Origin of the sequence: Pseudoflavonifractor sp. An176, assembly GCF_002160435.1 — a bacterium.
Classification (GTDB): domain Bacteria; phylum Bacillota; class Clostridia; order Oscillospirales; family Oscillospiraceae; genus Enterenecus; species Enterenecus faecium.
The window spans coordinates 1-22,076 of record NZ_NFKO01000032.1; the positions used below are offsets into that span (position 1 = coordinate 1).

Here is a 22,076-nt window from a genome sequence, read left to right on the forward strand (position 1 = left end):
CCGAATCCCCCAGGGCAATACAAGGGAACCAACGGGCCGGGCAAGCCACGGCCCTTACCGCAGCGCAACAGGATGGTGCAGCAAAACCCCCGGCGGCGGGAACGCCGCTGTACCAGGGCAGGCCCGGAGATGGAAAGCACCCAGCCATAGGGCCAGCTGCCAGGACAGCCTGGTGTGGTGGCAGTGACAGAAACCACAGTAAGGGTGTCGGGCCGAACCTAGGCTTGACGCAGGTCCAGCCTTGTACCCAAGGGAGGTCCTTAGGGGGGAACGCCCTAAGCGGGTTTTGGTACCTTTTGCCCGGTCAAAAGGTACCCCCAGCGGGAAGCGTCCCCGCCAGGCTGGCAAGCCGAAACCATGTGTGGTTAGAAGAACACCCCATCGTCTACCTGACGGCAGACAGCTCCCCTTGTACCGAGGTGCCTTTGGGCCTGACAGATACATGAACCCCCAGGCCGGAGGGCTGGAATAGAGAACCCATAGAACGAACAAACAACGGATGCAGGTTTAACTCTGCATCCGTGGTATTTTTCCGCCCAGCCCCATTGACACCCATACTTGAATGTGCTAATATATGAGCAGATGTTCATATGTTGTTTGAAAGGAGGAGCAGACATGGACCAGGACAGAAAAAAACTGGAGGAGGAGAACTGCTGCCACGGCCACAACATGGAACAGGTGGAGGAGATGATGCCCACCGACGAGTGTTTGTACGACGTGGCGGAGCTGTTCAAGCTCTTTGGCGACTCCACCCGCATGAAGATTTTGTACGCCCTCTTTGAGTCGGAGCTGTGCGTGTGCCACATGGCCCAGCTGCTGGGGCTGACCCAGTCGGCGGTATCCCACCAGCTGCGCATCCTCAAGGGCGGACGGCTGGTGAAGCCCCGCCGGGAGGGGAAAACGGTGTATTACTCCTTGGCCGATGACCACGTGCGCAAGATCATCGCCCAGGGCATGGAACATATTATGGAACAACAGGGGGTAATGGTATGAAAAAGGTATTCAAACTGGAGGAGCTGGACTGCGCCAACTGCGCCCGCAAGATGGAAGAGGCCATCGGAAAACTGCCCGGGGTACACAGTGCTTCCATCAGCTTCATGACCCAGAAGCTGACCCTGGAGGCGGAGGACGGCCGCTTTGATGAGATTGTGACGGAGGCCCAGAAGTGCATCTCCCGGGTGGAGCGTCACTGCCGTATCGTCAAGTGAGGATGTGAACAGCCATGACCAGACGGCATAAACAGACCTTGGCCCGCATCCTCGTGGCGGGCGTGCTACTCATTGCGGCGGTGCTCACCCCCCAGGCGTGGGGGCTGTGGCGGCTGCCCATCTTCCTCATCCCCTATTTTGTAGTGGGGTGGGATGTGCTGTGGGAGGCCATTTGCAACATTGCCCACGGCGAGATTTTTGACGAAAACTTCCTCATGTGCGTGGCCACCCTGGGCGCTCTGGTGCTGGGTGAGTACGCCGAGGCGGTGGGGGTTATGCTCTTCTACCAGGTGGGCGAGCTGTTCCAGAGCCTGGCGGTGAACAAGTCCCGCCGCTCCATTGCCCAGCTTATGGATATTCGCCCGGACAGCGCCCACGTGCTGCGAAAGGGCAAAGAGGTCACTGTGGACCCGGACGAGGTGCAGGTGGGGGAGACCCTGGTGGTGCGCCCCGGCGAGCGCATCGCCCTGGACGGTGTGGTGGTGGAGGGTTCCTCCTCCCTGGACACTGCCGCCCTCACCGGCGAGTCCATGCCCCGGGACGTGGAGGAGGGCCAGGAGGTCAGCTCCGGCTGTGTCAACCTCACAGGCCTGTTGCACATTGAGGTCAGCCGTCCCTTTGGCCAGTCTACCGTGGCCCGAATTTTGGAGTTGGTGGAGAATGCCGCCGCCAAAAAGGCCAAGGCGGAGCACTTTATCACCCGCTTTGCCCGCTGGTATACCCCGGTGGTGGTGCTGGGCGCTGCGGCTCTGGCCATTGTAGGCGGCCTGGTTACCGGACACTGGGGGGAATGGGTGCGCCGCGCTCTCATCTTCCTGGTCATCTCCTGCCCCTGCGCCCTGGTCATCTCCATTCCCATGGCCTTCTTTGGTGGCATTGGCGGGGCCTCCCGTCAGGGTGTGCTGGTGAAAGGCGGCAACTATCTGGAGCTGCTGGCTAAGACTAAAACCGTAGTCTTTGACAAGACGGGAACCCTCACCCAGGGAAAATTTGCCCTCTCCGGGCTGTATCCGGTCCGGGACGAGGAAGAGGAGCCCCTGCTGCGGTGGGCGGCTCTGGCGGAGAGCCATTCCAACCACCCCATTGCCCAGTCTCTGCGCCGTGCCTGGCAGGGAGACGTGAAGGACCACACCGTCACCGACGTGGAGGAGATTCCCGGCCGGGGCGTCTGCGCCATGGTAGACGGGGTGGAGGTGCTGGCGGGTAATGCGGTCTTTCTCTCGCAGCATGGCTTTACCCCCGCCCAGGATGTCCCCGCCGGGACGGTGGTGCACGTGGCGGCCCAGGGCCGATATCTGGGCTTTGCCCTCATTGCCGACCAGGTGAAGGACCACGCCGCTGAAACCATCGCCCAGCTCAAGGCCCAGGGCGTGCGTACCGTGATGCTCACCGGGGACAGCCGGGAGGTGGGCGAGCAGATGGCCCAACGGCTGGGGCTGGACCAGGTCCACGCCCAGCTGCTGCCCCAGGACAAGGTGGACCAGCTGGAACAGCTGCTGGAGCAAAAGCCGGAGGGTACCGCTCTGGCCTACGTGGGCGACGGAGTCAACGACGCCCCGGTGCTGTCCCGGGCGGACGTGGGTGTGGCCATGGGCGGCATGGGCTCGGATGCCGCCATTGAGGCCGCCGACGTGGTGCTCATGGACGACGACCCCGCCAAGCTGCTCACTGCCATGTCTATCGCCCGTAAGTGTCGGGCCATTGTCATTGAGAACATCGTCTTTGCGCTGGGGGTGAAGGGGCTGTTCCTGGCCATGGGAGCCTTCGGCGTGGCCACCATGTGGGAGGCGGTGTTTGCCGACGTGGGGGTGGCGGTGATCGCCATTTTGAATGCCAGCCGGATGCTGTATCATAAAAAGTCTATATAAAAAGAGACCCGCTTTCAGCGATGAAGAGCTGAAAGCGGGTTTTTCCTCATTTCAGGCTTGCCAGCCGGGGGGCGCGCTCCGCTGGGCCCCATTTCTCCCCGATGAGAAATGGGGGAAAGAATCGCCTAGGGGTTGTACCCCTAGGTACCCCCTGAGGTCTCCTTACATGGCGCTGGAGTATCCCACACCGACGCTGAGGTATTGGGAATTGGCCGTCCTCCTTGCGCCGCTGTCGCTGACATCTTCTGCGTAGAACTATGGTGCTTCTTTGGTAACAGCGTCTGAATTGGGTGCAGGCGGGCATATACCACCTACGGCAGGCCCTGTCCTTCTGGGGCAAGTGCTTCCCACACTAGAACATGCAGCGGTAGCGGATATAGCGGCACAGAGTATCGGCTTATCTCTGGGCCGGTTTGGAGTGCTCCGACAGCTTAGGGCTACTGACCCAAGGGAGGTCCTTAGGGGGGAACGCCCTAAGTGGCTTTTCGTCCATTTTGGCCAGTCAAAATGGACCCCAGCGGAGCGTTTTCTTTTTCGTACACTCCGCACATTGCAATTCCCAGTAAGAAGGTGTACAATACCGCAGTTAGCATGATAAGAGAACGAGGTGAGCGAGTATGGTTCAAGAAGAGAAGCAGAACCTCTCTTTACAGCAGCTGGAGCCGGGTCAATCCGGCATCATCCGGGCCATCAACAACCCCCGGGGCCCGGTGAAGCGTCGGCTGGTAGATATGGGGCTGACTCCCGGCACCAAAGTGACGGTGCGGAAGATTGCCCCCTTTGGCGACCCCATCGAGGTCAATCTCCGGGGGTATGAGCTGTCTTTGCGCAAGGAGGATGCCTGCAACATCCTTCTGTGTGCTCCTGGGGAGGAGCCCCACGGCACCCGTCCCGAGCACACCGCCCCTGACCAGGAGACAGTGCGGCGGATGACCCAGGCCCACGAGCACCATCAGCGGGAGCACGGGGGCAGCAAGCAGGACAACCACGACGTGCGGGAGATGAAAATTGCCCTGGTGGGCAACCCCAACTGCGGCAAAACCACCCTCTTCAACGCCCTCACCGGGTCCAACCAGTATGTGGGCAACTGGCCCGGCGTGACGGTGGAGAAGAAGGAGGGCGTGGCCCATGTGGATGGCCGGGACGTGACCATTGTGGATCTGCCCGGCATCTACTCCCTCTCCCCCTACTCCATGGAGGAGATTGTGGCCCGTGACTTTGTGGTGGGGGAGCACCCCGACGCCATCATCAACATTGTGGACGCCACCAATTTGGAGCGCAACCTGTACCTCACCGCCCAGCTTCTGGAGCTGGAGCGTCCCATGGTCATCGCCCTGAACTTCATGGACGAGGTGGAGAAGCGGGGAGATAAGCTGGACCTGGTGCGGATTTCCCGGGCCCTGGGTGTTCCCGTCATCCCCATCACCGCCCGCACGGGCCAGAACATCCAGAAGCTGCTGGAGGAGGCCCACCACCAGATGCACACCGGCTTCACCGTGGAGCCGGACGACCTGTACGACGACTTTACCCACTACATCCACCACCAGGTGGACGCCCTCATCCACGACCGGGCCTACGCCGTGGGCATCCCCGCCCACTGGGCCTCCATCAAGCTCATTGAGGGGGACGAACTGGTGGAGAAGGCCTTAGGGCTGGACGAGGCCACCCGCTGGAAGGTGGACCGGGTGGCCCAGAGCTATGAACAGGCCTACCCCCTGGGTGACCGGGAGACCCTCATCGCCGACGCCCGCTACCGCTTCATTCAGCGGGTGGTGAAGGTGGGGGTGCAGCGGGGCCAGCCCCTGGGCACCATGACCCTCTCGGACAAGATTGACGCCATTGTCACCCACCGATTCCTGGCGGTCCCCGTATTTTTGGTGATGATGTTGGCCCTATTCGGCATCATCTTCGGTCCCGGCCAGATCCTGGCCGACGGGGTGGACTACTTCTTCAATGACTGGCTGGCTGGCGTGGTCAGCGGCGTTTTGGACCAGGCGGGCACCGCCCCCTGGGTGTCCTCTCTGCTGGTGGACGGCGTGCTGTCCGGCGTGGGCGGTGTGCTGGTGTTCCTGCCCCAGATTGCCCTGCTGTTCCTGTTTTTGTCCTTCCTGGAGGACTCCGGCTACATGGCCCGGGCCGCCTTTATCATGGACCGGGTGCTGCGCCGTTTCGGTCTGTCCGGTAAGGCCTTCATCCCCATGCTCATGGGCTTTGGCTGTACCGTCCCCGCCATCATGGGGGCGCGGACCATGGAAAATGAGAAGGACCGCCGCATGACCATGATGCTGGTGCCCTTTATGTCCTGTTCCGCCCGTCTGCCGGTGTACGGCCTGATGACCGCCGCCTTCTTCCCCAAGCATGCGGGTCTGGTCATCTTCTCTCTGTATGTGCTGGGCCTGCTGTGCGCCATTGTGTCCGGCATCATCCTGCGCCACACCATGTTCCGGGGCGAGCCCGCCGCCTTTGTGCTGGAGCTGCCCCCCTACCGCCTGCCCACCGTCCGAAACTGTCTAACCCATGTGTGGGAGCGGGTGCGGGGCTTCCTGGTGAAGGCGGGTACCCTGATTCTGGCCATGAGCGTGGTGCTGTGGTTCCTCCAGAGCTTCGGTGTCACCTCCCACGGCCTGGTGATGGTGGAAGAGCCCAGCCGTTCCATGCTGGGTACCATTGGCTCTCTGCTGGCCCCCGTGTTTGGGCCTCTGGGCTTCGGCACCTGGCAGGCCGCTGTGGCCATCCTCACTGGCTTGGTGGCCAAGGAGGCGGTGGTGTCCACCCTGTGCCTGCTCTACGGCGTGTCCACTCTGGACGCCGGGGCTACGGTGGCCACCGCTCTGTCCGGCACCTTCCACACCCCTGTAGCCGCCTACGCCTTCCTGGTGTTCATCCTGCTGTATGTGCCCTGTGTGGCGGCCGTGTCCACCATGGTGCGGGAGATGGGCAGCTTGAAGTGGACCGCTCGCTCCATCGTATGGCAGCTGGCGGCGGCCTGGCTGGTGTCGTTTGTGGTGTTCCAGGTGGGAATGCTGCTATTTTAAGGAGTTTTCTATGAAATATGTGATTTATGCCCTGGTGGCGGCCCTGGCGGTATGGGCGGTGTGGTACGTCGTGCGCACCATCCGCCGCCAGCTCCGTGGCCAGTGCAGCGGCTGCTCGGGAGACTGCTCCCGCTGCGGCAAGAAATAGCGGACACGGGCGCACCCCATCAGGGGCGCGCCCGTGTTTTTTCACAAAAATGCACCCTGTGAATCTGTGTGGGCTGACAAAAGTCTGCGGATTCGAGGATTCTTTCTTGACAAACCCATGTCAGTGCGCTATCCTGTCCCTGGACAATTTCAAAGGGACTTGTGACTGGTCAAGCAGGCAAGATCAAACCGATGCAGTGGGAAACCATATCCGTATATGGCAATATGGCGCTGTAGGTTTGGTCTTTTTATTTTTTCTCAGAGGAGGTGAGCACATGGAAAACATTCCACCGGAAAACCAAAAGCCTGGCGCATACCGCATTGTCCGAGCCATCGGCAACAATTTTGTGTGCGCCAAAGACAGCAGCGGCCACGAGGTGGTGCTGCGTGGACCCGGCATCGGCTTTAAAAAAGCCCCAGGGGACGTGGTGGCCCCGTCCCGGGTGGAGAAGGTGTACGCCCTGCAAGACCACAGTCAATCCCAGCGCCTGACCCAGCTGATGGTGGAGCTGCCTCCGGAGTACCTGGAGGTGAGCACCCAGATCATCGAGAGCGCCGAGCGTCTGCTGGGTCGGCACCTGTCGGGGAATGTGTACATCACCCTCACCGACCATATTTCCTTTGCCCTCCAGCGGCACAAAAACGGGGTGTACTACCCCAATCAGCTGCTGTGGGAGATCAAAACCTTCTACGCCCAGGAGTACGAGGTGGGTCAGATGGCCCTGGAGATCATCGAGAGCGCCTTGGGGGTGCAGCTGCCCGAGGACGAGGCGGGCTTCATCGCCCTGCACATCGTCAACGCCCAACTGGACGGGCGCATGTCGGACATGGTGCGCATCACCGAGCTGGTGCGGGAGATCATGGCGGAGGTGGCGGAGTTCTACGGGGCCGCCCCCTGTCAGCAGGGGCTGGACTACGAGCGGCTCATCACCCACCTGAAATTCTTGGGCCAGCGGTTGGCTCGGCCCAGGCCCCAGGCCCGGGAGGACGCCACCTTCCAGGGCATGATCCGAGAGCACTATCCCCAGGCCTTTGCCTGCGCCCTGCGGGTGAAGGAGCGGCTGAAACGGGTTTTTGACCTGGATCTGCCCGGCGAGGAACTCACCTTTCTGACCGTTCATTTACAACGCTTGGCCCTGGCCATGGGACAAGCAAAGGAGGAGAATTTCTGATGAAAGACAAAGTATTCGGCGTATTGCAGCGGGTGGGCCGCTCCTTTATGCTGCCCATCGCCATCCTGCCCGTAGCGGGCCTGTTTTTGGGCATCGGCGGGTCCTTTACCAACACCACCATGCTGGAGACCTACGGCCTCATGGGCATCATGGGCCCCGGCACCTTCATCTACGCCATTTTGCAGGTGCTCAACGCCGCTGGCTCGGTGGTCTTTGACAACCTGCCTCTGATCTTCGCCATGGGCGTGGCCATCGGTATGGCCAAGCAGGAGAAGGAAGTGGCGGCCCTGTCGGCAGCCATCGCCTTCTTCGTGATGCACGCCACCATAGGGGCCATGATCAACGCCTTCGGCGCCCCCGACCTGTCCGGCGCCACCGCTACTGTGGTGGGCCTGAACTCCCTGCAAATGGGCGTGTTCGGCGGCATTATGGTGGGCCTGGGTGTGGCAGCCCTGCACAACCGGTTCTATAAGATTCAGTTGCCCCAGGTGCTCTCCTTCTTCAGCGGCACCCGGTTCGTCCCCATCATCTCCGCCGCCACCTACCTGGTGGTGGGCATCGCCATGTACTACATCTGGCCCACCATCCAGACTGGCATCAACCACCTGGGCGGCTTTGTGCTGGCCAGCGGCTACGCCGGTACCTGGCTGTACGGCTTCATCGAGCGTGCCCTCATCCCCTTCGGCCTGCACCACGTGTTCTACATCCCCTTCTGGCAGACCGCTGTGGGCGGCACCGCCACCGTGGCCGGACACCTGGTGGAGGGCGCTCAGAACATCTTCTTTGCCGAGCTGGCTACCCCCGGCATTGAGCACTTCTCCGTGGCTGCTACCCGCTTCATGAGCGGTAAGTTCCCCCTGATGATCTTCGGCCTGCCTGGCGCTGCTCTGGCTATGTACCGCTGCGCCCGGCCGGAAAACCGTAAGGTGGTGGGCGGCCTGCTGCTCTCCGCCGCTCTCACCTCCATGATCACCGGTATCACCGAGCCCCTGGAGTTCACCTTCCTCTTTGTGGCTCCCGCCATGTACATCGTCCACTGCGTGTTTGCCGGTGCTGCCTACATGCTCATGCACATCTTCAACGTGGGCGTGGGTATGACCTTCTCCGGCGGCCTCATCGACCTGACCCTCTTCGGCATCATGCAGGGCAACGCCAAGACCAGCTGGATTTGGGTGGTCATCGTGGGCGCGGTCTACTTCGTGCTCTACTTCCTGGTGTTCTCCTTCATGATCAAGAAGTTCAACTTCATGACTCCCGGCCGTGAGGAGAACGCCGGCGAGATCAAGCTGTACACCCGCCAGGACGTGGACGCCCAGAAGAAGGGCGCAGAGGGTGCCAAGGGCGGCAACAGTGACGACACCCTCAGCGCGGAAATTGTCCGTGGTCTGGGCGGCAAGGACAACATCTCCGACGTGGACTGCTGCATCACCCGCCTGCGTTGCACCGTCAAGGACGGCGCCAAGGTGGACCAGGCCGTGTTGAAGGCCACCGGAGCTTCCGGCGTCATCGTGGCCGGTAAGGGCGTGCAGATCGTGTACGGTCCTCGAGTATCCGTTATCCGCTCCAATGTGGAGAGCTACCTGGCCAACTATCAGGAGCCTGCCGCTGTGGAGGCCAAGACCGAGGCCGCTCCCGCTGTGAAGGGCGGCATGGTGGCCAGCCCCTTCACTGGTAAGGTCATCCCCGTGTCCCAGGTGGGCGACGGCGTGTTCTCCGAGAAGATGGTGGGCGACGGCTTCGCCGTGGAGCCTGACGACGACAAGGTGTATTCCCCCGTGGACGGCGAAGTGACCATGGTCTTTGACACCAAGCACGCCTTCACCATCCAGACCGACGGCGGCCTGGAAGTGCTGGTGCACATGGGCATCGACACGGTACAGCTCCAGGGCAAGCCCTTCATGCTCACCATTCGCCAGGGCGACAAGGTACGTTGCGGCGACCTCATCGGCACCATGGACCGCAAGGCCATCCAGGAGGCGGGCTACCGCACCATCACCCCCGTGGTGGTGGGCAACGTGGACGACTTCGACACCTGCCAGCTGGTGACTGAGGGCCAGGTGGAGCACGGCACCGACGTGCTGGATATTCACTAAAACCCCATAGAGATATCAGAACAGGAGCGCCGCAGCTGCGGCGCTCCTTTTGCTATGCTTCACGGCCTGAAAAATTGACCTCTTCCCGGCCTTCTCTCCGCCTTGCCAGCCTGGCGGGGACGCTCCCCGCTGGGGGTGACTTTTGCCCGGTCAAAAGTCACCAAAACCCGCCTAGGGCGTTCCCCCTAGGTACCCCCCTTGGGTACGAGGCCGGGAATGCGTCAAGTCTGGATTCGGCCCGTCACCCTTGCTGTGGCTCCTGGTACTGCCACCACACCAGGCCACCTTGGGTAGCTGGCCCTATGGCCAGGCGGTTTTCACCTCCGGGCCTGCCCTGGAGAAGCGGCGTTCCCGCCGCCGGGAGCCAGGTCGCTGTGGTAGGGGAGGGGCTTGCCCCTCCCGAATCCATCAGGGCAATGCCAGGAAAGCAGCGGGCTGGGCAAGCCTGAATCGGGGAACTACAAAGGCGAAATTTCCGTACGTTGCAAACACACCCCTGTGCTGACAGAGTAAAATGAGGTATAATCAGGATAGATAAACCGAAAGTTGTCAGGATTACTGGAAAAGGAGGAAAAAGAATGGGATATCCAGAGGATGGAGTTGTTCAGACGTGGTTGGATGCGTTGCAGGGATTAAATGTCCGGGTCAAAAAGATGTTTGGGTGCTACTGCCTGTACTGCGACAATCAGCCGGTGGGATGGCTGCATGAGGGCGTTTTGTCCCTGCGGGAAGTGGGGCTGACGTATTTGCCCGACCATTTGAAACGGCCGTCCCCGGGGGATTCGATTCAGGAAATTCCCATCCCTCTGGATGACTGCCATTGCCTATGGCTGCCGCAGGCAGTGCAAGACACCGCCGACCGACGCAAGGAGCAGGGAAAGGGACCCCATGAGAGAAAATCAAGGGGGTAAAAAGGCTGTTGTATGAAAAAAGACGGTGCAGACTGATAGGTGGTCTGCACCGTCTTTTTAAAGGACACGTGATTAACCTCTGGTGTGAAAGAAAAATAGACCGAAGATATTTCGGGTTGAATAGATTATTTAAATACGGATTTTTTTATTGCCAAGGCAAGCTTATATGCTAGCAACGGAGGTACGGCGTTACCAACCTGTGTGAATTGTCTTGCATTCGATCCTGTAAAAATATAATTATCAGGAAATGTCTGCAATCTCGCGCATTCACGTACTGAAAGTGTACGAGGAGAAAAAGGATGGAGATGAGAACGACCGCCACCCTTTGTTCCACCAGCTATAACTGTTTTGGAGGGAAGTCTAGGATCGAGCCTATCAACCCTTCCCAATTTATCCCTTCCTCCATAGGCAAGTTTCATATAACGGGTAATGGATTGTGCTGTATGTTCTCGTGTAATGTGATTTTCTACACCATCTAAGTTTCTAAGAAAAACTGATCCACAGGGAGTTACTGTTTGGTTTGGCTTGGGCAGGTTAATTGTTTTGTTATAACGTGTACCAGCGACAATCCAACGCAGCCGATTTTGTGGAACACCATAGTTTGCTGCATTTAAAACCTGTGGAGATGTAATGGAATATCCAAGATTGGATAATTCATTTAGTGCCTTTTGTATTCTGCCATCTGTGTCACATTCCATGATACCTGAAACATTTTCTATCAAAAAAGCAACTGGACGGAATTTTTTGATAAACCAAATATAGTCAAAGATTAAAGTTCCTTTTTCTTCGTCATCAAAGCCTTTACGCTTAAAATTATCATCTTCTTTACTAAAGCGTTGGTTGGCAGCAATGCTAAAAGATTGGCAAGGAGGTCCCCCATGAAATACTCCAGGGAAATTCTCGGTAACGCCGTGTTCAATCAGAATATTGGCAAGTTCTTCCCTTTTGCTTACATCACCCGAATAATAGGGAGGGCCAATTACAATTTTTTGAGGATCGTTTTTTCGCAAAGTATTGCAAAAAATCTCATTGAATTCAACCGATATAATATTGTTAAAACCAGCATAACTAAAGCCTATGTCAAATCCACCTGCACCAGAAAAGAAACTAACCGCAGGAATGTTATCTGTAGATTTTTGAATATTATCTAATGTTTCAATCGGGCGTAAGCAATCATCATCTAACTCTGGATTTTCCTCGTATGATAATGAATCATATGAAAGCCCTTTTTGGGCCAATAATTCAGACAGTTTTAGTTTGTTTTGCTCTGCCTGGTGTATAATTTGATACTGCTCTGACAGGGGTATTTTGTTTGTGTTTACCTTCATTTATGCGATCTCCCTAGTTGCTTGGATGAATACATCATGTGCTTCTTGTTTTGAAATAAAATCTGCTTGATTATTCTTTTTTAGCCAGTAACGATAGTAAACATGAATTGCCCGATGACAAGAAGGACATAATCCAACAATATCATTTAATGATGTCCCGCGTGTAGAGATTGCAACGGTAGATGAAAGCGGGAGCAAATGATGAATGTCCAACATATACTCGGTCCAAGGATATCTTTGGCTCATATCGGCACCACATGCACAACATACTGGTTGTGGATTCACTTGTCTGTAATATTTCCTGAGTAATCCACTTCGTTCAACGCGGAAGTGCTCAACGCGTTTTCTATTGCCTTCAATAAACTCTATATCAGAGGGGTCAGATGCAAATACTTCAAATGTTGGTACAATAATTTTGTGTCCGAGGGAAGTCATTTCAAGAAATTCTTCCACTCTATCAGGCTTTGAAGCTCTGTTTTCGGGTTGTAAAAACTTTGCCAACATTTCGTCTTTGGCACTCTCACTAATTTCGTCAAGAAACAAATATCCATCATATACCTTTAACACGCTTAGCTGACTAATGAAAATAACCATTTCCCGAAGCTGGCGTCTTTCAGTATCTGTATAGTCATAATGAACAGGCAAAATCCGCTTATAATACTCAATATCTTCAAACCCAGTACAACTATTTCCTATAATATATTTAAAAATATCATCTAGCGATAATTTGGACTCGAGTCCATTTTCACGTTGTGCAATCAATAATTTCATGATTGCGCAAAAAGGATAGATTCGCTGTTGGACTGTGTCATAATTGTCAAATGCAGGAAACGGAAAGCGAAATCTACATATATAATTAAACAAGTAGTCATCTACACTTTTAATGTTCCCATTTGCGTTTGCCAAATCACGACAAATATCAGTAACAATTAAGCGATTGCCACTAAATATTGCTAAAAAAGAACATTGGAATACTCGTGAATAGTTTCTCTTGACAGTATAGTGATTAGGTAAAAAGGGCATACCAGTTTCTTTCATAAGTGTTTCTCTAAAGAGTTTTTCACATTTTGATATATCTACGCCGTCAAATTTAACTAACGATTTAGCAATATTTCTAAGAACATCAAATTGGAAATAAAGCAAGCGTCCTTGATCCCAACGCCACATCTTATATCCCTCCCTTGCGGCCGATGTTTTAGCATGTGAATGTCATAACATCTCCAATATCACACCCTAAAGCGGAACAAATACGGTTCATGCATTCCATAGAGACATATTCGCCTTTTCCAAGCTTGGCAATCGTTGTAGTGCTAATTCCTGCTAATTCGTGTAGATCAGTGCGCTTCATTTTCTTATCAATTAGCAGTTTCCACAGCTTGTCATAGTTTACAGACATAACTTTGCCTCCCTACACTGGACGTCTTTTATAGAGTATACATTAAATTAAAAATGAATACAAGCGCGTGCAAAGAAATTCTTTGCATACTCAAATTTATAGTAAAGAAAGCGTATGCCTGTACTCATTCAGAATTGAGAGCAGGCATAAAAATACCGCACCGAGATATTTCGGCCATCTCGGTGCGGTATTTTGCAATTTCATTAGAAATCCAGCAGCACTCGCTCAATGCCCGCCACGGCTTCTTCCGCCATAGCGTCAATGTCCAGGTTCTGCTCGGCCTCCACCAGCTCCTCCACCTTCGGCTTGGTGCGGGGGTGCTTGGGTGTGAACACGGTGCAGCAGTCCTCATAGGGGAGGATGGAGGTCTCAAAGGTGCCAATCTTGCGGGAAATGCGCACGATTTCCTCCTTGTCCATGCCCACCACCGGGCGCAGCACGGGCACGGTGCACACGGCGTTGGTGCAGGCCATGGCCTCCAGGGTCTGGCTGGCCACCTGGCCCACGGACTCACCCGTCACCAGGGCCTGAATGCCGTTTTTCTCCGCCACCCGGCAGGCAATGCGCATCATAAAGCGGCGCATGAGGATGGTGAACAGGTTCTCGGGGCAGGAGCGGCGCAGCTCCTCCTGAATCTTGGTAAACGGCACCACATGCACGCAGGTCTTTCCGGTGTAGGGCACCAGCAGCCGGGCCAGGTCCAGCACCTTTTCCTTGGCCTCGGGGGAGGTGTAGGGGTAGGAGTAGAAGTGGATCATGTCCACGATGACGCCCCGCTTGGCGATCATCCAGGAGGCCACGGGGGAGTCGATGCCGCCGGACAGCAGGGACAACGCACGGCCACCCACGCCGATGGGCAGACCGCCGGCACCCTCGGTGGGGTTGGCGTGGACAAAGGCGTCAAAGTCCCGCACCTCCACGTGGACGGTGAACTGGGGGTGATGCATGTCGGCAATCAGGTGGGGGTAGGCGTCGTGGAGCTCGCCGCCCACGTACTGGGACAGCTGGATGGAGGTCATGGGGAAGGTCTTGTCCGCCCGCTTGGTCTCCACCTTGAAGGAGCGGGCCATGGCCAGCTGGTCCCCCAGATACTCCTTGACGCACTCCAGAATGGCATCCTTGTCCTTGGCACAGGCCCGGGCCCGACACAGGCCCGCCACGCCAAACAGCTTGCCCATGGCCTCCCAGGCCCCTTCAAAGTCGCAGAACTCGTCCTGGGGCTCAATGTAGGTGGTGGACTGGCGGGTGTACACCTTGAAGGAGCCGTACTTTTTCAGCCGCCGCTTGGCGTTGCCCATGAGCTTCTCCTCAAAGGCCCGGCGGTTGAGGCCCTTGAGTACCATTTCGCCCTGCTTGAGCAGGATAATTTCTTTCATATTGTTACCTCCAATGAGTGGTGATGTTAGTGAGACAGGGCTTCCAGGGTCTGCTGGAAGGCCTCCAGAGTGGCGGTCAAATCCTCCCCGCTGTGGGCGTCCGAGAGGAACATGGCCTCGAACTGGGCGGGGGCCAGGTAGATGCCCCGCTGGAGCATTTCGCTGAAGTAGCGGGCGTACATCCCCACGTCGCTGCCCTTGGCATCCACAAAGGTGGACACCTCGGTGGGGGTGAAGAAGGGGGAGAGGAGGGAGCCCACCTGGTTGATGGCCACGGGAATTGAGGACTTCTCACACAGCTTGCCCATGTCCTGGGCCAGAGAGGCTCCCATGTCATTGATGTGGGTGTACACCTGGGGATGGTCGTGGAGATAGCGCAGCTGGGCCAGACCGGCGGCCATGGCCACGGGGTTGCCGCTGAGGGTGCCCGCCTGGTAGACCGGGCCGCAGGGGGCCACGTGCTCCATGAGGGCCCGGCTGCCGCCGTAAGCGCCCACGGGCATGCCGCCGCCGATGATCTTGCCGTAGGTGACCAGGTCGGCCTTCACGCCAAAATACTCTTGAGCGCCGCCGGGGGCCAGACGGAACCCGGTGATGACCTCGTCAAAGATGAGCAGGGTGCCGTGCTGGTCGCACAGCTCCCGCAGCCCCTGCAGGAAGCCGGGGGCGGGGCCCACCACCCCCATGTTGGCGGCCACCGGCTCCACGATGACGGCGGCCACTTCGCCCCGGTTGGCCTCCAGAAGGGCCTGGACGCTGGCAAGGTCGTTAAATTGGGCGGTGAGGGTGTCACGGGCGGCCCCCACGGGCACGCCGGAGGAGGAGGGGTGGCCGCCCGCCAGAGCGGAGGACCCGGCGTTGACCAGCATGCAGTCGCTGTGGCCGTGGTAGCAGCCCTCAAACTTGATGAGCTTGTCCCGGCCCGTGGCTCCACGGGCCAGACGCAGGGCGGACATCACCGCCTCGGTGCCGGAGTTCACCATGCGCACCATCTCCAGCCCGGGCACCATCTCCACCATCAGCTGGGCGATCTCCACCTCCCGGGGGGTGGGGGCGCCGAAGCTCAGGCCGTCCACCACGGCTTTTTCCACCGCTTCCCGAATGACGGGGTGGTTGTGGCCCAAAATCATGGGGCCCCAGGAACACACGTAGTCGATGTAGCGGCGGCCCTCTACATCATAGATGGAGCTGCCCTCGGCCCGCTGAATGAACCGGGGGGTGAGCCCCACGGAGCGGTAGGCCCGCACGGGGCTGTTGACGCCGCCGGGGAGTACCTGACAGGCGGCGGCAAAGAGTTCTTCGGAATTGTGGAGATTCATCCGATGTCCCCCCGTTTCATGGCGTCTGCCAGCTCCTTGGCGGAGTAGGTGATGAGCATGTCCGCCCCCGCCCGATAGATGGACAGGGCCGACTCGCACATCATTTTATATTCGTCCACCAGTCCGGCGGCAGCGGCGGCCTTGATCATGGCGTATTCCCCGGAGACAGAGTAGGCGCACATGGGCAGGTTGAAGGCCTGCTTGCACCGATACAGCACATCCAGATAGCTCAGAGCGGGCTTGACCATGAGAATGTCTGCCCCTTCCTCCACGTCCAGGGCGCACTCCCGCAGGGCCTCCCGGGCGTTATGGGGGTCCATCTGGTAGCCCTTCCGGTCCCCAAAGGAGGGGGCGGAGCCGGCGGCATCCCGGAAGGGGCCGTAGAAGGAGGAGGCGTACTTGGCGGAATAGGCCATGATGGGCAGGTTGACAAACCCGGCCTCATCCAGGGCCTTCCGCATGGCCCCAATGCGGCCATCCATCATGTCGGAGGGGGCCACCATGTCCACCCCGGCCCGGGCATAGGACAGGGTGATGTCCACCAGCCGGGGGAGGGTGGCGTCGTTGTCCACGTGCTCCCCGCAGAGAATGCCACAGTGTCCGTGGCTGGTGTACTCGCACATACACACGTCGGCGATGACGTAGAAGTGGGGGTACGTTTCCTTGATGGTGCGGATGGCCTGCTGCACCACCCCGTTGTCGTCCCAGGCGGAGGAGCCGATCTCATCCTTGTGGGCGGGGAGGCCGAAGAGGATGCACTTGGTCACGCCGTGGGCCAGGCACTCCTCCACCGCCTGACACACGCTGTCCAGGCCGTAGTGAAACTGTCCGGGCAGGGAGGGGATGGGGCGGGTGCCCTGGAGGGTTTCATCCACAAAAATGGGGTAGATGAGGCTGTCGGGGGACAGCCGGGTCTCCCGGCACAGGCTGCGCACCTCGGGACAGGTGCGCAGGCGGCGGGGTCTATGAGTGAGTTCCATTGGGAATTCCTCCTTCTATTACAAAGTCTGGGCCAGCCGCAGCAGGCCGGGAATGGTGGCTTCCTCCGCGATCAAAACGGGGATACCGTGGCGCTGGGCCTCCTGGGCGGTCTGTGCGCCGATGCACAAACCCGTGATGTTGCCCAGAGGGGCGTCCTCCCCCACCGAGGCCACAAAGCCTTTCACGGTGGAGGCGGAGGTGAAGGTGACGTAGGACAGCTGGCCCGCCTCCAGCGCCTCTCTCAGCTCCGGGGAGCGGGGGTTATCATAGTGAGTGGTGTACACGGCGATTTCCTCATAGGAAATGCCACGCTGGGTGAGCGCCTGGGTGAGGAGGGGAGAGCCCTCTTGGGCCCGGGGCAGCAGCACCGTCCCCGTGGCGGGGATGCCCTGGCCCAAATCCTGGGCAGAGTACACCGCCGGGACATAGTCGGCGGTGAGGCCGTACTTCTTCAAAGCGGCGGCGGTGCCGGGTCCGATGGCGGCCAGCTTCACGCCAGCCAGAGCCCGGCTGTCCTTGCCCTGCCCGTGTAGGGCATCGAAAAATATCTGTACCCCCACGGGGCTGGTGAAGGCAATCCACTGGTAGGCCTCCAGCCGCTCCAGGGCGGCGGTGAGGGGAGGACAGGGGGTGATGGGGGTGGTGTGGATGCAGGGGTACTCCCACACCTTGGCCCCCAGCTCCCGCAGGCCCTGGGCCAGGGTGCCCTTGTGGGCGGCGGGGCGGGTGACCACAAAGGTGCGGCCCTTGAGGGGCAGAGCATCGAACCAGTCGAAGGAATCGGCCAGGGCGCACACCCCACCCACCACACTGATGGCGGGGCTCACCACCTGGTGGTCCTGAGCGGCCTGGGCCAGGGTGGACAGGGTGGCGCTGATGCGCCGCTGGGCGGGAGTGGTGCCCCGTTCCACGATGGCGGCGGGGGTGTTGGGGTCCATGCCCGCCTTCAAAAGCCCTTCACAAATCTGGGGCAGGGCGGACACGCCCATAAGGAACACCAGGGTGCCACGGGTGGCCACCAGGGCGTCAAAGTCGATGTCCAGTTCTTTTCCCGCCCGCTGGTGTCCGGTGACAATGTGCAGGGAGGAGCAGCAGTCCCGGTGGGTCACCGGAATGCCGCCGTAGGCGGGCACCGCCAGGGCGGAGGTGACCCCAGGCACCACCTGGAAGGGCACCTGATGCTGGGCCAGCAGCTCCAGCTCCTCGCCGCCCCGGCCAAAGAGAAAGGGGTCGCCGCCCTTGAGGCGTACCACGTTGGCGCCCCCCAGGGCCTCCCGCAGGAGAATCTGATTGATCTCCTCCTGGGGCACCGGGTGCACATTCACCCGCTTGCCCACATCAATGGCCTTGGCGGTGGGGGGGATGAGGGCCAGGATTGACCGGCTCACCAGGCGGTCAAATACCACCACATCGGCATTCTCAATGGCTTTTTTTCCTTTTAAGGTGAGCAGGCCGGGGTCGCCGGGGCCTGCTCCCACCAAAGTCACATGTCCCATCATGGGTGGTCCCTCCTCATACGCACCGCCAGCTCTGCCCCCAGCTCCCGGGCGTCGGCACAGGCGGCGCAGCTGCTTTCGATGTAAGATTCACCCTCACGGTCCACATAGAACCCGGTGAGGGTGACGGTGTCCCCGTCCACGGTGGCGTGGGCGGCCACAGGGGAGGAACAGCCCCCCTCCAAAGCGCCCACAAAGGCCCGCTCGGCGGTGAGACACACCGCCGCCACCGGGTCATGGAAGCCGGACAGGCAGGACGTGTCCACATCCGCCCGGCTCTGCACCGCCAAGATGCCCTGTCCGGCGGCGGGGAGCATCTCCTCCACCGGGAAGCGGCGGGAAATGCGATTCTCAAGGCCCAGCCGATCCAGCCCGGCACAGGCCAGTACTAGGGCGGAATACTCGCCCCGGTCCAGCTTGGCTAGCCGGGTCTGCACGTTGCCCCGCACCGGGGCCACCTGGTGGTGGGGGAACAGCTTACGGAGCTGAAGGGTGCGGCGCAGGGAGGCGCAGCCGATGGGGCGGGTGGGGTCCAGGGTGTCCACCCCCTGGGGGAGCACCAGGGCGTCCCGGGGGTCGGCCCGGTGGGAGAAGGCCACCAGGGGCAGCTCGGGGGGAATATCCATGGGCAGGTCCTTGCTGGAGTGGACGGTGAAGTCCACCCGGCCCTCCAGGAGTGCCTTGTCCAGCTCTTTGACAAACAGCCCCTTGCCGCCAATCTGGCTCAGGGGGCGGTCCAAGATGAGGTCGCCGGTGGTCTTCATGGTCACCAGCTCCACCTCAGCGGTGGGGTCATAGACCCGGATGGAATCAATGACCATCTCGCTTTGTATCACGGCCAGCCGACTGTCTCGGCTTCCAATGCGTATTTTCATATAGAGTCCTCCAAGAGTTCTCGCATCTGTCGGGCACAGCGGGCGGTTTTGGCGTGGTCGGAGCCGTCGCCTACCACCCCCGCCACCAGTCCCTCTCCCACGCACAGGGCGGGGAAGAAAAAGGTGCACGCTGTGGGGTCGTCCGCCACGCTCACCGGGATGCCCCGGTCTCGGGCCTCCTGGGCCACCTGCCCGTTGGTCTCCCGGCAGTCGGTGGCGGCCACGGCCATCGTGGCCCCCTCCAAGTCGCCGGGGCGGTAGGGGCGGGATATGTGGGTCACCGTTGGCATGTCCGGGTGAAGGGTGGGGGCAATCACCACCACATCCGCCCCGCACTGTTGCAGGGTACGGACCCGGCGCAGGGCCACCTTGCCGCCGCCCACCAACACCACCTTCTGGCCCGTCAGGTCGACAAACAGGGGAAAGCGGGGGTAGCCGCTCATGACGGGGCCCCCTTTCCCGTGGTGTGGGCCCGGATTTTCTGGGCGCACTGGCGCAGGCTGTCCGGGTCCGGCGGCGTGGGCAGGCCGCCCAGCAGCAGCTCCACGGTGCGCTGCACCGTCAGGGCGATGACCTCCTCCTGGTCCAGCTCCTCCTCCTGGAGCTGGGGAGCGGCGGCCAGGCGCTGGACAATAGACAGCTTCAGCTCCTCTTGCACGGGGAGGCTGACCTTATAATTGAGCCAGCGATAAAATTGCCGCTGGTGCTTGTCCAAAATTTCCGTCACTTCGGGAGGGACGGTGTGGAGGGGAGCGGTGTCCATGAGGTCGTCCACGTTGAAGAGCTTCACGCCCTCCAGCTGCCCCACCTGGGGCTCAATGTCCCGGGGGATGGCCAAATCCACCATCACCTGGGGCAGCTGGGCCACGGGTTCCAGCTGTTCCACCGTGACGGTGTAGTGGGGGCTGGCGGTGGCGGAGACCAGAATGTCCACCCCGCTGAGCAGCTCAAAGCGGCGGTCATAGGGCTGGGCCTCGCAGCCCGAGGGGACCACGGTCTCCCCGTGGCGGTAGGTGCGCAGGGTCACCATCACCCGGCACCCGGCCTCGTGAAGCAGCCGGGCGGACAGCTTGCCCATCTCCCCGTTGCCGATGACGATGGCCCGCTTTCCCTCCAGGCTGCCCAGGTGCTGGCGCAGCAGGGCCACCCCCTGGCTGGCCGCCGAGGTGGGCAGGGAGGTCAGGCGCACGGTGGAGCGGATCTCCTTCCCGGCGGAGATGGCGGAGCGAAACAGGGTCTCCAGCATGGGGTGGGCGGCTCCCGCCTCCCGGGACAGGGTGATGGCCCGCTTGACCTGGGTCAGAATCTGGTCCTCGCCCCATACTCTCGAGCGCAGACCCGCCGCCACCTGCATCAGGTGTTCCACCGCCTCCCCGCCCTGGCGGGTGACAAAGGCGGCGGAGAAGGGGGCAAACTCCACCCCGGCGGCGTGGCACAGCATTTGCCCCGGGTGGCAGGTGTCGGCACAGCACAGGTAGATTTCCGTGCGGTTGCAGGTGGACAAAATCACACAGCCGTGGATGTTGGGCAGCTGGGCGATGTGGGCGTCCAGCCTCTGCACGTGGGTGGCGGTGAAGGACAGGGCCTCCCGCAGGTCGATGGGGGCCAGATGGTGTTCCAGGCTGGACATGACAACGAGCATAGAGGATCCTCATTTCTCTCTCTGAGTGAAAAATTCGTTCCCTGCTGCCTCCAGGGCGTGAGCCACAAAGAGGCGGCGGATGGCAGGGCAGTCCCCCAGCCCTTGGGAGACGGCGGACACCGGAACCCCCAGGCGCTCCAGCTGTCCGCACCAGCTTTGTTCCCCGGCCAGCAGGTCCCGGGTGGCGTGGACGCCGCACACCACCATGAGGGGGTGGACGTGGAGCCGGGTGACGGCCCCGGCCTCACGGATGCGGCGGGCGGTCTCCGCCGGGGTGGGACCGTCCTGGAGGGTGCCCACGAAATAGCGGGTGTGGCCCTGGCGGTGCAGGGCCTGTTCCAGCTGGGCATAGACCCCGTGGGCCTCATGGCTGGCGCCGTGGCCCAGAAACAGCGCCCCCTCCTGGGGGTCCAGGGGAGGCAGACAGGTGGGCAGGGCTTTTGCCACGGCCTCGATGTCCTGGGGCGTGGCCAGCAGGGGCTGGCCCACCCACAGGTCCAGCCGCTGGGCGTAGGGCTCCAGCTGGGCTACCATGGCCTGGTATTCCCCGGCAAACAGCAGATAGGTGGGCTGGATGAGCACGTGGCGGGCTCCGTCCTGGGCGAGCTGGGCCAGGGCCTCGGACACCAGGGGAACCCGGGGGCCGCCATTTCGAACCAGGGCGTCCCGGAGTCGGGGGTGGGCAAAGGCGTGGATAAGGGGCAGGCGGGGGAAGGCCGCCCCGATTTCCCGGGCCAGATTGGCCAGAGTGGGCAGGGCGGAGACTTGGCTGGTGCCGTAGGACACCACCAAAACCGCGGCGGGGTGTTCCATGCCAGTTCCTCCTCTCCCCGCAGAGCATTCACATTCCAGTATACTATATTTTCCCCGCCTGTCCACCCCTTTTCCCTATAAAAGAGTGAAAAACGGTGGAAGCCATGGGGCTTCCACCGTGGTGTAAACGTATATTGTTTTGTATCTGTGGAGAGAGGAAGAGGGCCTGCTCTTCTCCACGTTCGATTCCAGCCCTCCGGCCTGGTGGGGACGCTCCCCGCTGGGGGTTCCTTTTGCTCGGTCAAAAGGAACCAAAACCCGCTTAGGGCGTTCCCCCCTAAGGACCTCCCTGGGGTACGAGGCTGGGCCTGCGGTGGTTCTCAGGCCGGGCCGAAAAGCAAGTACCATACCAAGGGAGTAAAAAGCTCTGATTTTCTCTATTACTGCCGGGATAGTGCACGTTTCTCCAGGTTTCG

At 60.0% G+C, this 22,076-nt stretch carries 18 protein-coding genes; 7 read left to right on the plus strand and 11 right to left on the minus strand.

The genetic code is table 11. The features are described from left to right. The first annotated feature begins 615 nt into the window (after window positions 1-615). From B5F12_RS10090 to B5F12_RS10115, 7 genes are all read left to right on the plus strand, one after another. A complete protein-coding gene (locus B5F12_RS10090; protein WP_087233990.1) occupies window positions 616-993 on the plus strand; it encodes a metalloregulator ArsR/SmtB family transcription factor in 378 nt (125 codons plus the stop codon). Continuing rightward, window positions 990-1,208, plus strand: a complete 219-nt coding sequence (locus B5F12_RS10095; RefSeq protein WP_087233992.1) for a heavy metal-associated domain-containing protein — start codon at window positions 990-992, stop codon at window positions 1,206-1,208. Before B5F12_RS10090 ends, B5F12_RS10095 begins: the two co-directional genes overlap by 4 nt. A gap of 14 nt (window positions 1,209-1,222) precedes the next feature. Continuing rightward, complete coding sequence (locus B5F12_RS10100) at window positions 1,223-3,076, plus strand: heavy metal translocating P-type ATPase (RefSeq protein ID WP_087233994.1); 1,854 nt, start codon at window positions 1,223-1,225, stop codon at window positions 3,074-3,076. Window positions 3,077-3,693: 617 nt separating this feature from the next. Next, window positions 3,694-6,111 (plus strand): ferrous iron transport protein B, encoded by a 2,418-nt coding sequence (feoB, locus tag B5F12_RS10105; RefSeq protein WP_087233996.1) that lies wholly within the window; start codon window positions 3,694-3,696, stop codon window positions 6,109-6,111. A 10-nt stretch (window positions 6,112-6,121) separates the two neighbouring features. Beyond that, the gene (locus B5F12_RS11770; RefSeq protein WP_143482377.1) at window positions 6,122-6,259 is read left to right on the plus strand and encodes a FeoB-associated Cys-rich membrane protein; all 138 of its coding nucleotides are present in this window, start codon (window positions 6,122-6,124) and stop codon (window positions 6,257-6,259) included. Between the two features lie 274 nt (window positions 6,260-6,533). Further along, the gene (locus B5F12_RS10110; protein ID WP_087233998.1) at window positions 6,534-7,430 is read left to right on the plus strand and encodes a PRD domain-containing protein; all 897 of its coding nucleotides are present in this window, start codon (window positions 6,534-6,536) and stop codon (window positions 7,428-7,430) included. Beyond that, window positions 7,430-9,523, plus strand: a complete 2,094-nt coding sequence (locus tag B5F12_RS10115) for a PTS transporter subunit IIABC (protein WP_087234000.1) — start codon at window positions 7,430-7,432, stop codon at window positions 9,521-9,523. The genes B5F12_RS10110 and B5F12_RS10115 overlap by 1 nt, the downstream gene beginning before the upstream one ends. 1,036 nt (window positions 9,524-10,559) lie before the next feature. Here B5F12_RS10115 and B5F12_RS10125 read toward each other — a convergent pair. From B5F12_RS10125 to B5F12_RS10165, 11 genes are all read right to left on the minus strand, one after another. Beyond that, window positions 10,560-11,762 carry a DNA cytosine methyltransferase gene (locus tag B5F12_RS10125; protein WP_087234004.1) on the minus strand — a complete coding sequence of 401 codons (1,203 nt, stop codon included), beginning with the start codon at window positions 11,760-11,762 and terminating at the stop codon, window positions 10,560-10,562. Then, window positions 11,763-12,929: an HNH endonuclease gene (locus tag B5F12_RS11775; RefSeq protein WP_143482378.1), complete on the minus strand. Its 1,167-nt coding sequence runs from the start codon at window positions 12,927-12,929 to the stop codon at window positions 11,763-11,765. Between the two features lie 28 nt (window positions 12,930-12,957). Beyond that, window positions 12,958-13,158: a helix-turn-helix transcriptional regulator gene (locus B5F12_RS10130; RefSeq protein ID WP_087234006.1), complete on the minus strand. Its 201-nt coding sequence runs from the start codon at window positions 13,156-13,158 to the stop codon at window positions 12,958-12,960. Window positions 13,159-13,361: 203 nt separating this feature from the next. Further along, complete coding sequence (gene thiI / locus B5F12_RS10135) at window positions 13,362-14,534, minus strand: tRNA uracil 4-sulfurtransferase ThiI (RefSeq protein WP_087234008.1); 1,173 nt, start codon at window positions 14,532-14,534, stop codon at window positions 13,362-13,364. A 26-nt stretch (window positions 14,535-14,560) separates the two neighbouring features. Further along, window positions 14,561-15,853 (minus strand): glutamate-1-semialdehyde 2,1-aminomutase, encoded by a 1,293-nt coding sequence (gene hemL / locus B5F12_RS10140; protein ID WP_087234010.1) that lies wholly within the window; start codon window positions 15,851-15,853, stop codon window positions 14,561-14,563. Beyond that, on the minus strand, window positions 15,850-16,833 hold the full coding sequence (gene hemB / locus B5F12_RS10145; protein ID WP_087234012.1) for a porphobilinogen synthase: 984 nt from the start codon (window positions 16,831-16,833) through the stop codon (window positions 15,850-15,852). Before hemB ends, hemL begins: the two co-directional genes overlap by 4 nt. 18 nt (window positions 16,834-16,851) lie before the next feature. Continuing rightward, window positions 16,852-18,333, minus strand: coding sequence for a uroporphyrinogen-III C-methyltransferase (cobA, locus tag B5F12_RS10150; RefSeq protein WP_087234014.1), 1,482 nt, complete (start codon window positions 18,331-18,333; stop codon window positions 16,852-16,854). Then, a complete protein-coding gene (hemC, locus tag B5F12_RS10155; RefSeq protein WP_087234016.1) occupies window positions 18,330-19,205 on the minus strand; it encodes a hydroxymethylbilane synthase in 876 nt (291 codons plus the stop codon). The genes cobA and hemC overlap by 4 nt, the downstream gene beginning before the upstream one ends. Continuing rightward, entirely contained in the window at window positions 19,202-19,648 is a 447-nt protein-coding gene (locus tag B5F12_RS12210; protein ID WP_242954943.1) for an NAD(P)-dependent oxidoreductase, read from the minus strand. Before B5F12_RS12210 ends, hemC begins: the two co-directional genes overlap by 4 nt. Further along, window positions 19,645-20,847 (minus strand): glutamyl-tRNA reductase, encoded by a 1,203-nt coding sequence (hemA, locus tag B5F12_RS12215; protein WP_275532706.1) that lies wholly within the window; start codon window positions 20,845-20,847, stop codon window positions 19,645-19,647. The genes B5F12_RS12210 and hemA overlap by 4 nt, the downstream gene beginning before the upstream one ends. 9 nt (window positions 20,848-20,856) lie before the next feature. Beyond that, on the minus strand, window positions 20,857-21,660 hold the full coding sequence (locus B5F12_RS10165; RefSeq protein WP_087234018.1) for a sirohydrochlorin cobaltochelatase: 804 nt from the start codon (window positions 21,658-21,660) through the stop codon (window positions 20,857-20,859). Window positions 21,661-22,076 lie beyond the last annotated feature (416 nt).

Coding starts and splice junctions, on each gene's coding strand:
- B5F12_RS10165 (WP_087234018.1), bottom strand. CDS start 21,660: ATGGAACACCCCGCCGCGGTTTTGGTGGTGTCCTACGGCACCAGCCAA.
- B5F12_RS10115 (WP_087234000.1), top strand. CDS start 7,430: ATGAAAGACAAAGTATTCGGCGTATTGCAGCGGGTGGGCCGCTCCTTT.
- B5F12_RS10100 (WP_087233994.1), top strand. CDS start 1,223: ATGACCAGACGGCATAAACAGACCTTGGCCCGCATCCTCGTGGCGGGC.
- hemB (WP_087234012.1), bottom strand. CDS start 16,833: ATGGAACTCACTCATAGACCCCGCCGCCTGCGCACCTGTCCCGAGGTG.
- B5F12_RS10130 (WP_087234006.1), bottom strand. CDS start 13,158: ATGTCTGTAAACTATGACAAGCTGTGGAAACTGCTAATTGATAAGAAA.
- thiI (WP_087234008.1), bottom strand. CDS start 14,534: ATGAAAGAAATTATCCTGCTCAAGCAGGGCGAAATGGTACTCAAGGGC.
- B5F12_RS10090 (WP_087233990.1), top strand. CDS start 616: ATGGACCAGGACAGAAAAAAACTGGAGGAGGAGAACTGCTGCCACGGC.
- B5F12_RS11770 (WP_143482377.1), top strand. CDS start 6,122: ATGAAATATGTGATTTATGCCCTGGTGGCGGCCCTGGCGGTATGGGCG.
- B5F12_RS10110 (WP_087233998.1), top strand. CDS start 6,534: ATGGAAAACATTCCACCGGAAAACCAAAAGCCTGGCGCATACCGCATT.
- B5F12_RS10095 (WP_087233992.1), top strand. CDS start 990: ATGAAAAAGGTATTCAAACTGGAGGAGCTGGACTGCGCCAACTGCGCC.
- B5F12_RS11775 (WP_143482378.1), bottom strand. CDS start 12,929: ATGTGGCGTTGGGATCAAGGACGCTTGCTTTATTTCCAATTTGATGTT.
- hemC (WP_087234016.1), bottom strand. CDS start 19,205: ATGAAAATACGCATTGGAAGCCGAGACAGTCGGCTGGCCGTGATACAA.
- feoB (WP_087233996.1), top strand. CDS start 3,694: ATGGTTCAAGAAGAGAAGCAGAACCTCTCTTTACAGCAGCTGGAGCCG.
- B5F12_RS12210 (WP_242954943.1), bottom strand. CDS start 19,648: ATGAGCGGCTACCCCCGCTTTCCCCTGTTTGTCGACCTGACGGGCCAG.
- hemA (WP_275532706.1), bottom strand. CDS start 20,847: ATGCTCGTTGTCATGTCCAGCCTGGAACACCATCTGGCCCCCATCGAC.
- cobA (WP_087234014.1), bottom strand. CDS start 18,333: ATGATGGGACATGTGACTTTGGTGGGAGCAGGCCCCGGCGACCCCGGC.
- B5F12_RS10125 (WP_087234004.1), bottom strand. CDS start 11,762: ATGAAGGTAAACACAAACAAAATACCCCTGTCAGAGCAGTATCAAATT.
- hemL (WP_087234010.1), bottom strand. CDS start 15,853: ATGAATCTCCACAATTCCGAAGAACTCTTTGCCGCCGCCTGTCAGGTA.